Source organism: Methanomethylovorans sp. (assembly GCF_050177135.1).
Lineage (GTDB): Archaea > Halobacteriota > Methanosarcinia > Methanosarcinales > Methanosarcinaceae > Methanomethylovorans.
This window is the reverse complement of sequence record NZ_JBFXHJ010000051.1, coordinates 1-6,808: the sequence shown is the minus strand read 5'-3', so window position 1 is coordinate 6,808 and position 6,808 is coordinate 1. Positions and strand designations below refer to the sequence as shown.

7 protein-coding genes are annotated in these 6,808 nt (G+C 42.5%); 4 read left to right on the top strand and 3 right to left on the bottom strand.

Annotated elements, in window-relative coordinates; translation table 11 throughout:
- Positions 1 to 50: 50 nt before the first annotated feature.
- The 3 genes from uvrC to AB7U21_RS05885 all read left to right on the top strand — a co-directional run bounded on the left by uvrC (position 51) and on the right by AB7U21_RS05885 (position 3,569).
- Positions 51 to 1,889, top strand: a complete 1,839-nt coding sequence (uvrC, locus tag AB7U21_RS05895; protein WP_428387670.1) for an excinuclease ABC subunit UvrC — start codon at positions 51 to 53, stop codon at positions 1,887 to 1,889.
- A 120-nt stretch (positions 1,890 to 2,009) separates the two neighbouring features.
- Positions 2,010 to 2,744, top strand: a complete 735-nt coding sequence (locus AB7U21_RS05890) for a glucose-6-phosphate isomerase family protein (protein ID WP_428387668.1) — start codon at positions 2,010 to 2,012, stop codon at positions 2,742 to 2,744.
- Positions 2,745 to 2,813: 69 nt separating this feature from the next.
- Entirely contained in the window at positions 2,814 to 3,569 is a 756-nt protein-coding gene (locus tag AB7U21_RS05885) for a DUF128 domain-containing protein (RefSeq protein ID WP_428387666.1), read from the top strand.
- 4 nt (positions 3,570 to 3,573) lie between these two features.
- On the opposite strand, the gene AB7U21_RS05880 is transcribed toward AB7U21_RS05885, so the two are convergent.
- Together AB7U21_RS05880 and AB7U21_RS05875 are read right to left on the bottom strand one after the other, a co-directional pair.
- On the bottom strand, positions 3,574 to 4,974 hold the full coding sequence (locus tag AB7U21_RS05880) for a DHH family phosphoesterase (RefSeq protein ID WP_428387664.1): 1,401 nt from the start codon (positions 4,972 to 4,974) through the stop codon (positions 3,574 to 3,576).
- Positions 4,975 to 4,983: 9 nt separating this feature from the next.
- A complete protein-coding gene (locus AB7U21_RS05875; RefSeq protein WP_333786726.1) occupies positions 4,984 to 5,481 on the bottom strand; it encodes a hypothetical protein in 498 nt (165 codons plus the stop codon).
- Between the two features lie 78 nt (positions 5,482 to 5,559).
- On the opposite strand from AB7U21_RS05875, the gene AB7U21_RS05870 reads away from it, so the two are divergent.
- Entirely contained in the window at positions 5,560 to 5,754 is a 195-nt protein-coding gene (locus AB7U21_RS05870) for a DUF7472 family protein (protein WP_333786727.1), read from the top strand.
- Positions 5,755 to 5,921: 167 nt separating this feature from the next.
- On the opposite strand, the gene AB7U21_RS05865 is transcribed toward AB7U21_RS05870, so the two are convergent.
- The gene (locus AB7U21_RS05865; RefSeq protein ID WP_333786728.1) at positions 5,922 to 6,320 is read right to left on the bottom strand and encodes a DUF1699 family protein; all 399 of its coding nucleotides are present in this window, start codon (positions 6,318 to 6,320) and stop codon (positions 5,922 to 5,924) included.
- Positions 6,321 to 6,808 lie beyond the last annotated feature (488 nt).

The window sequence follows — 6,808 nt, the reverse complement described above, 5'->3', positions numbered from 1 at the left end:
TTTATGTCAAGGATAGCACATTTATATTTTCCTGCTGCACATAATGATATTTGGAGAACTACCTAATGACCGTTGACCTCTCTTCTCTTCCAGATCTTCCGGGAGTGTACCTCATGAAAGATGACTCCGGAGAAGTGATCTACGTGGGGAAGGCCCTCTCACTGCGAAAAAGGGTCCGCCAGTACTTCCAGTCATCAAAGAACCTCACTCCAAAGACTAAAACGCTTGTCAGCCGCATAGAGGATCTGGAATATATAGTCACAGATACGGAAGTCGATGCTCTTGTTCTTGAAGCGAACCTTATCAAAAAATATAGGCCGCGGTATAATGTCCGTCTGAAGGACGATAAAAGGTATCCTTATGTCAAGGTCACAGTGAACTCCAGATATCCCCGGATCTTCCTGACACGCCGGAGGCTCATGGATGGGTCCCTGTATTTCGGGCCATATACAAATGCAGGTGCTATAAGAAAAACACTGGATATCATATCCCAGGTCTTCAGGATACGCAGGTGCAGGCAACCTCTTAATGAAAAGAAGGCAAGACCCTGTCTGGACTATCATATTAAAAGATGCTATGCGCCATGTGCCGGGAAGATAAGTGAAAAGGAATACCTGGAAAATGTCCAGGAGGCTATAAAGTTCCTTAAAGGAGAGACTTCCGGGTTGGTGAAAGAACTGGAAGAAAGGATGCAAGACCTTGCATCAAAACAGGAGTATGAAGCTGCTGCCCAGGTAAGGGACCAGCTCGAAGCTGTCAAAGTGCTCTCACAACAGCAGATAGCCACTTCCGGAACAGACGACAGGGATGTAATAGCAGCTGTCAAGGATGGTGACACAGTCTACATCCAGATATTCTACGTGAGACATGGTAATATGGTGGGGAGAGCTGACCTTGCCATGAGCTCCGCAGAAGGCACTGCACTTCCGGATATTGTCTCTCAATTCATAAAGCAGTATTATCTGGATTCGCCCATCCCTACGGAAATATTGATACAATACGATATACCTGAGCATGATCTCATCACCTCATGGCTCAAACAGAGGTCAGGACGGGAAGTTCATATAAATGTGCCTCAGAGGGGTGATAAAAAGAAGATGCTCGACATGGCTTTGATGAATGCAGAAATGACCATGCGGGCAAACCGGCTAAAAGCTGTGGTAGCCAGCGAGTCGATGGAATCGCTCAAAGACCTGCAATCATTACTTTCCCTACCCTCAGTGCCTTTATACATAGAAGGATTTGATATATCCAATATCTCCGGAACAGATGCTGTCGGCTCAATGGTGGTGTTCGAGAATGGTAAGCCATCTAATAATAAATACAGGCAGCACAATATCAGAACAGTTAAAGGCATTGATGATTTTGCAATGATGGGAGAAGTTGTTGGACGCCGCTATTCCCGCCTCAAAGAAGAAAAGATGCCTTTTCCTGATCTGATCCTTATAGATGGAGGACCAGGACAGCTATCTGCAGCAAAAGATTCACTTGACAAGCTGGGGCTGGATGTTCCTGTCATTGGCCTTGCCAAAAGGTTTGAACACATAATCACTACTAAAAAAGGCCCAGGTGAAGTGATAGTTCTGCCTCATAGCTCTCCTGCCCTGAAACTCCTTATGCATGTAAGGGATGAGGCGCACAGGTTCGCCGTGTCTTCCCACAGACGCAGAAGATCTGCCAGGCTTACGCATTCCATACTTGACGGCATAAGCGGCATAGGAGAAGCAAAGAAAAAAGCGCTTATCACTTATTTTGGTTCTGTGGAAAAGATCGGCCAGGCCACAATGGAAGAACTGTGCCAGATCGAAGGTATAAACAAAAAACTTGCGCTGCGCATATTGGAAAAATTCCAGGAACATGGCCCATGGAATGGGGCTGACAAAATGTGAAACCTACAAGGTTATATATATACAAATCAATAATAAAAATAATAATAATATGGTCACTAAGAACGCAATATTGGACAGTGGCTATTCGGTGAGGTATTAAAGATACTGAGGGATATAAAAATGGGGAAAGAACTTAATTTTTTTGGACACATTAAGAAGCCAGACATCAGAATGCTGCATGATATGGATGATGTCCTCTATGACACGGAGTGGAGCCGGACAGCAAAGAACACTGAACTCTATTACATGTACAGGGATCTGTACAGAAATGAAAAGGAACATGAAGCTATTAGATCTCAGCAACTGAGATATGACATCACTGTTATTCCGCCCCAAATGCTTGGGAAGGAGTATGTTAAAACAGCCGGACATTATCATCCTAATGTGCCAGGAGCTCACGTTTCTTATGCAGAGCTCTATCAGGTTCTTGAGGGGGAAGCTAATTACTTATTGCAGAGGATGACAGAAGAAAATGTTGAGGACGTAGTGGTCGTTGAGGCAAAAGCCGGAGATATAATAATGGTTCCTCCGGGATATGGTCACATTACCATTAATTCTTCCGCTAAGACCCTTAAGATGGCAAACTGGGTGTGCAGTGAGTTCTCGTCCATGTACGACCCCATCAAAGAACATTCGGGCGCCGCATATTATCTTCTTGGGACAGGTTATGTGGGCAACCCGGAATATACTAACATACCACCTATACGCTATCTGAAACCCACAGATCCTTCTATGCTGGGGCTTGCTAAGGGCGAGGATATGTATAATCTTGTTAGCGATCTCAGTAAGCTGGATTTCCTGAAAAATCCGCATTTATACAGTGCAATGTTCTCAAAGCTACTTGCAAATGAATGAAAGACTTTGCATATCTGCATCGATAGTGTATAATATAAGAAAGACAAATAAGTTCTTTGAGGTCTATCGGTGCAGAAAAACTACTGTATCCAGTTCACATCAGCAAAGATAGAAGATCTGATGTTCAGAACAACTTTTGATCCGGTTACACGGGAAGGTAAGGTAGTGGTCAACCTATCCATTATCGATAAGAAAGATTTCGATGATGTGATGGGAATATTCGAAATGGCTATCAATAGTGGTCTGTCAGTAAGTCCCTTTATAAGGGTACTCCATGAAGGGGATAATGTTGCAGGGATCTCCGTGGGTCCGGATGAAGTTGGTTTTGTCACAATGTGCAGCATCACCATAGATGGTATCCTGCTCAAGAAAGGTGTGTTTGTGAACCCCAGATTTGGCGGATTGGTGGAGATCAAGGACGGAACACCTCTTAGGTTCACCAATGTGCTAACCTATCACAGTACTACGATCGATCCTCTGGAAGTACTCATGTCCCAGGAGATCACATCGGTCACTGAAATGCTTAAAACGGGTTCCGGAAAAATACTGGCGAACCTCAGGGAAGCTCCCATGGTTGCAAGGGATGATATCGACCGAATTCTTTCAGATATGATGGATGCTGGTATCACAGGTATCCTCGAAGTGGGAGAGCCAAATACACGTATTCTGGACGTGCCTGTGGAAAGGGACCATCTTGGCATCGTTGTGATAGGCGGCACCAATCCTATGGCCATTGTTCAGGAACACGGTATAGGCATAAGAACAAATGCTATGTCCACGGCAGTTGATTTCAGGGAGCTGCGTCATATCAATGAGTACAGATGATAGCTCATTGCTTCGAGATTTGGGCGCCAATGATCGAATCAAGCCTGCGTATGAACTCATCTTTGGAATTCTGAGGAATAGTTGCCCCGGCTGCAATATCATGCCCGCCTCCGGCCCCTCCTACTTCTGCAGATACAAAGGCTAATGCTTCTGATAGGTTTAGCCCTTTTCTGACAAGGTCCTGTGTGCCTCTTGCTGAGACTTTCACGCCTCCTTCGGCATCTGCAAATGCGACTATTGGATAATTCCTGTCAGCGATAACCGATGTGCTCATGCCTGCAACAATGCCTATAATTGTTTCTTTTATATTTGAGCCTGCATCGAAATACTGTAGGTTACTGAGCTTTGTAATTCCATTTGTCTTTACAAATTTAAGCCCATCTACAAGGTTAGATCGATGCTCAGTAAGTAATCTGCTTGCTTTCTCATACGCCTCTTCCCTATCTCCCATGCATACAGCCATCCCTATTTCGGCATTATCGTATCTTCCTGTTGCGTTCAGCAATGTCGAATACTCGGTGGCATCCCGCATTTCAGTGCCTTCCCTTTCGTTCAACAATATATAAACTTCCCCTATAAGTCTCTCCAGTTTGCAGGATTCCTGTCCTGAAGAAAGACCATGTTGTAGAAGAGCAGAGACAATTGTTTGTTTTTCTTTCTGTTCCAGGTCTATCCATCTTCGCCAGCGATCGTCATCTCCAAAACGAAGCCCTATACGGTGAAGGAACTCTATACACGCATCCTCATCCCCGGTCAGACCGGGAAGGTATGGATCTGATGCAAACTGCAGCAGTTTGAAAATGGGCCTTGTTTGCTTGCCAAAGAGCATGACATCTTTTTCAAATGACAATATCCCTTTAGATACACCCTCTTCAAGGATCTCCCTATTGAGACTTATAAGATGACCATTACGTCTGTTCTGCATATCTCCAATTGCACCAACTATTGCGAGACCTGCAAGGTCATGGTTATCTCCAAGTTCGTTAGCCAGCAAATATGTTGTTCCGGAACCACTTATATCTGTAGAGCCGTTCGCTCCGAAAAGATGGGGATTAAGATGATGCTTTATCAGGTTTTCCGTGTCTCCCCGTGGGCGATGGTGATCAGATATCACAACATTTAACCCGGATCTTATGATAGTTTCAAGCATCCCGCTTCCCAGGTCAGTGAATATGACAAGTTCAGGATTCTGATCTGCCAGCTTAAAGATCGTGTTTTCGTCAAGTTGTTTTACAAAACCGACAGAACTTTCAATGCCTGCACTTTCAAGTGCCTTGCAAATAATAGCTGCGGATGTTATCCCATCTGCATCTATATGCGACACGACCTTCACTTCACTGTTCTCATGTATCGTGTCAGCACATTTTCTTGCACGTGTTCTCATTTGCTCCAGACAGTCTGACATTCCAACCACTTATCCGATTACTCTTCCTGCTTTCCACTTTGCAGGATCTATACGATATCTGTTTCCCTCTCTCTCTATCATTGCATACTCTTTCAGATCAGATATAGATAACTTCTTTTCTCCTTCGGTATTAAAAAGTGTATCCAGTTCGGTCCAGGGTACGATATATGCTTCACGGGAATAACCAGTTCCCATCCTCAGTTCCACTGCCAGAAAACCGGCACGCCCCGAAAGTCTGAGGAAATCAGAGATACGTGCTATCTGATGAGTGCCTTTTTTGTCCACGGTGAAGTGCTGAGAATAATACAGAGCTTTTGCTCCTTTGTCTACAGAAATACTTTTGCATTCTATGCCCATATAATAGTCCGGGTCAAGTGAATCCACAAGTACGTCCAGGAATTGAGGAGTAAAACGATGCTGTTTTACTCTGTGTGCTATTCCTTTTATCTCATTCTCAGTGAAAAAGGAATTAAACGATTGTACAAGTACTCTCTCGAATTCTGTCATGGATCACCTATTGATATACATGCTGAACTGATTTCCCAATGCGTTAAATTGATGTAGGTTACCCGCTTATTGGACCACATGGATAAAAAGACCCTTGAAATATTATCTTCCACTGGCTCAGTGCTGGTCCTGATCGCCCTTATTATTATTACTCATTCTACTTTTTCTTCCAATTCGAATCCATCGATGGAAAGTTATGGATTCATTGTTTCTTTGGTGGTATTTATACTCCTTATTTCCGGAATAGGTATTAAGTTGATGGAAGTGGAGTGAAAGTATTCAGGTCTTTTTGACTTCCTTGCATGTTTTGAGGCTCAATTCTGGGAACAGTGAAATTCAACTTCTGGAGAATAAGGGCTATATCCAGGGGTTAAAATTCGAAAGATAGATCAAAAAGGGAAGAGAATGCAGGTCATCAAGACCGGCATTATATTTTAAAATTAGTTGCTCTTGATAAGGAATGAGATGAAATCCGGGCTGAGCCTGGTTTCTCTGACCATCTTGTCAGCGATATCATCTTCCTGCATTCCATCCAGACGGTATTGTTTTATACGGTCGTAAACGCTCTGGGAAACTTCAGAATATTCGTTGATGTCCTTGCGGTGTCCCCACACGTCTCCTTCGAGCAGTTCTATACCCTGCATTTTGAGGTACATCTTTGCAGAGTTGGATATAGTTCTCTTGTAAGAACTTGGGATGTGGAGTGCCTTAACCTGGGGGCACTTCATTATAAGTGAGAAGATGTCCGTGTTAGATGGCCTGAATGCAAGGTGCACTATCTCTTCATTTGGGCTTAATGTGTTGATTTCTTCTTTGGAACTGACAACTCTTATTTTCATATCTTATACCTCTGTGGATTGTAAAATATTGTTTTTTTACAAGTAAAATACTTTGTAATCCCATTTCTTTGTATCTACAACTTTCTATTTAAAGTTTATTAAATTACTTTTATACGAATGGTATACAAAATAAAAATTATCAGTTCAAACTCTTAGTATTAAAGTAATATAGTGAACAATTGTGGGTATTAAAAAATTTGAATACACAGCTGTTGCCAACATCGAATAGAAAGGTGAATAGTGCCAGATATCATAAATCTTTATGAAAGGTTTAATCTGTTTTTATTATATAAACTTTGTTAAACGTAATTATGTATGTGTATACGTATTCTTTTCATATTTTGAAATTTAAGGCAAATGTGTTTTCTCCCAAGTGTAATACACATATACACAATATTCACTTTTTACATTTAAAATACGTTTGAGAACAGGGCCCAGGAAATAAAAGAAGGAGCGATTGAAGAATATATACAGATAGAAGTAAAGAA

Coding starts and splice junctions, on each gene's coding strand:
- AB7U21_RS05890 (WP_428387668.1), top strand. CDS start 2,010: ATGGGGAAAGAACTTAATTTTTTTGGACACATTAAGAAGCCAGACATC.
- AB7U21_RS05880 (WP_428387664.1), bottom strand. CDS start 4,974: ATGTCAGACTGTCTGGAGCAAATGAGAACACGTGCAAGAAAATGTGCT.
- AB7U21_RS05875 (WP_333786726.1), bottom strand. CDS start 5,481: ATGACAGAATTCGAGAGAGTACTTGTACAATCGTTTAATTCCTTTTTC.
- AB7U21_RS05870 (WP_333786727.1), top strand. CDS start 5,560: ATGGATAAAAAGACCCTTGAAATATTATCTTCCACTGGCTCAGTGCTG.
- AB7U21_RS05865 (WP_333786728.1), bottom strand. CDS start 6,320: ATGAAAATAAGAGTTGTCAGTTCCAAAGAAGAAATCAACACATTAAGC.